The following is a 2768-nucleotide window of genomic DNA, read 5'->3' on the forward strand; positions in this document are numbered from 1 at the left end:
TAGATTCATAGTTTCGAATCCATTGTTGGACAGATGCAAGACTTACATCAAACATATCGGCAATTCGCCGTTGGCTTTCTTTTCCATCCAGATATAGATTTACAGCATACGTCTTATCCTCAACAGATACTTTTCTTTTAGACATAAAATATGCTCCCTCCTAAGTGACAAGTTTTTATTATTTCACTTGTCTACCTAGAAGGGAGCATATCACCCTCACGGGTAAAAGCCTTTTTGCAAAAATATTATTTTATCTGCAAACCATTCGACACTATTTCATCTGTTGCAAATTTCTTTTTTAATGAAGGTGTTGCAAAAGTGTTGCAAAAGACAACAACCACTAAATGCAAAGTCTGCAAACCCGCATAAATTCTGAGGTTTCATGCACCTCCAAACTAAGCGTCCCTATTCAAACTCGGCAAGTTCAAAGATATTCTTAAATATATTTGTTTAAGTTTTATATCTTTTTTGCCGTTATTTTATTTCTGTTACATATATTATTTTGGCTCGCTGATTTTCTGTTGCCAATTTGTTGCCACTTCATTATAACTGGTGCAGATAAGTTTGACAACATTCAATTTGAGAACAGTGCATATTTATCTTTGTTTTACAAGATCATATCCACTCGCATCATTCTCACTTTTATCATACGCATTATTGATATATTTTTCTGGATCATCCATAAATGTTTCTTCTTCAACAAAAGTAATATATGAACCATTTAACCAATCATATGTTTTACATTTATCACAATGCCATTGTTCCGGATTTGAATTAAAATGGTTCTGCGAAATAATGTCGAACACTTTATCTAATTCATATGATACCGTCGAAGAACCATGACAATTTGTTCCACTTTTTTTGAACCACTCATAACTATTATCCACTTTCATAATAACAGCTACAACTCCATTTGTATGTGAAGTTCTATCTTTACGCGTTATATCTTTCAAACAATATTCAATCTCCCAGTCAATCCATTTACTCTCTTTCATGTTGGGTGATAAAATTACAATTGTAACAGAAGTATCATACATCATATCTTTCAAATTCTTTTTAATATTTTCAGTCGATGTATCCGTTAAATCGGGTGATTCACTTGTTTCACCTTTATAGTATGTAGCATCCTCTCCAAGTGCAGTTATGATATCATCACGTAAATCCTGTGCTTCACTCCACTTATATGAAATAAAAGTCTTATGTGCCATATTTCCTTTCCTCCCATTTTATCTTGGACTATATTTTCCATTTTCAAACAATTTAATAAACGAAAGAATGTTAGTTATTAGTTCTGATTTACTAGATTTAGAATTTAATTTTTTAAATGCTTCAATCAATACGTCATCAACATTCGTATAAAAATCTGACATATTTGAGTCCACTTTTTCCCATATTTCTTCCGCCATATATCCCGTACATCCAACAGGCACTATCAAACAATGTCGTTCTAACGCAATCTTGTATTCTGATTCTACACCGTTAGCCAATACAATTTCTCCATCAACTAATTTGTTACCAAATAAGAAGATTGACACACCAGACCTAGAAATCATATCTTCTCTATACTTTTTCCATAAAATCTGCCGAGTATTATTGTCCTCTATTCCTTGTGGAAATGGACGTAAAAGTAATCTATCCTCATTTATACTTTTTCGTTTCATATATATTTCTTGTAATGCGCCAATAATAACAGCACTACCCACACCTAAACCAAAGCCTGAAATTATATTAAAATCCTGCAAAATTAATTCTTTACTTAATGATTCGATAAATTCTAAAGCCTCTTTTTCAGTATACTTGCCATATTCTTGGGCACTACCTGAAATAAAAACATTATTATGATTCAGTCTTTTATCTATTTCATTTAAAATGTCCGTAATTTCTTTATACTCATCAATAAGGAGAGCACGTATATTATAACGTTTAAGATCTTCAATAAAAAATTCATGTTTACGTTGTGCATACTCATACTCGGCTCGATTATTATAATCTTTTTCATTTACTCTACGCATAATTGCATAATGCTGTCTATTATTTTGCTCTCCATAATCAATTCTAACCCGACTTAATATATAATCAATATTTGGATCTGAAAAACTAAATCCAATAAACAAAAATGTTTTTGAAATCAAATCTCCACTTAATGCCGTAATGAATTGTGCATGTTCTCTATAATATTTTTCATAGTCATCTTTTATTAATATCGCTTCATCAGGGTTGTTCTTATCTCCATGCATTTTATATACAACGGCATCCCGGTGTGGTTTTGTAAGAGAAAGTTGTTTATTATTATACTTTATATCTACAATCCTTTGAGCTTCCTCTAATGCTTCTTCAATCAAGGAGTCATAATTTGTTGTCCAATATGTAAAAATCGGTAACCGTGCGATAATACGATGATTTTCATCAATGCCTTTTTCTTTGTTAAACTCATCAAAAATCAAATCATTAATAATGCTTCTATTTCTATTTTTATTATAACAATACTGAGCTAAAGAAACTAAATCATACTCCTTATCAATATCCAACTCCAAATCATCTGCTACATCTTTAAGTAGATTTTTCCAATCAACATATCCCGCACTTTTAGAAAACCCTGCTCCGATGAACATTGCAGCACTATTATTTTTAATTTCTTTTACATACCTATCAATAAATGAAGAGATTTCCTTATTCATATTAATCCTCTTTTCTTTCACTGTTTTTTATCCCATATATTACATATCATTTCAAAGTAGTCATTACTTTAAATTTTAAATATATTAAAG

3 protein-coding genes are annotated in these 2768 nt (G+C 30.9%); all 3 read right to left on the reverse strand.

The window, feature by feature from the left end; all coding sequences use genetic code 11:
* The coding region (locus DXB52_RS15340) for a helix-turn-helix domain-containing protein (RefSeq protein WP_147343369.1) at positions 1–145 on the reverse strand (145 nt) is incomplete at its 3' end.
* Positions 146–596: 451 nt separating this feature from the next.
* A complete protein-coding gene (locus tag DXB52_RS15345) occupies positions 597–1208 on the reverse strand; it encodes a TIR domain-containing protein (protein WP_118108003.1) in 612 nt (203 codons plus the stop codon).
* Positions 1209–1226: 18 nt separating this feature from the next.
* Entirely contained in the window at positions 1227–2678 is a 1452-nt protein-coding gene (locus DXB52_RS15350; RefSeq protein WP_227077091.1) for an SIR2 family protein, read from the reverse strand.
* Positions 2679–2768 lie beyond the last annotated feature (90 nt).

Source organism: Ruminococcus sp. OM04-4AA, assembly GCF_003462585.1.
Lineage (GTDB): Bacteria > Bacillota > Clostridia > Lachnospirales > Lachnospiraceae > Mediterraneibacter > Mediterraneibacter faecis.

What these genes read in the sequence shown, in the direction of transcription:
- DXB52_RS15350 (WP_227077091.1), bottom strand. Translation starts at nt 2,678, where the DNA reads ATGAATAAGGAAATCTCTTCATTTATTGATAGGTATGTAAAAGAAATT.
- DXB52_RS15345 (WP_118108003.1), bottom strand. Translation starts at nt 1,208, where the DNA reads ATGGCACATAAGACTTTTATTTCATATAAGTGGAGTGAAGCACAGGAT.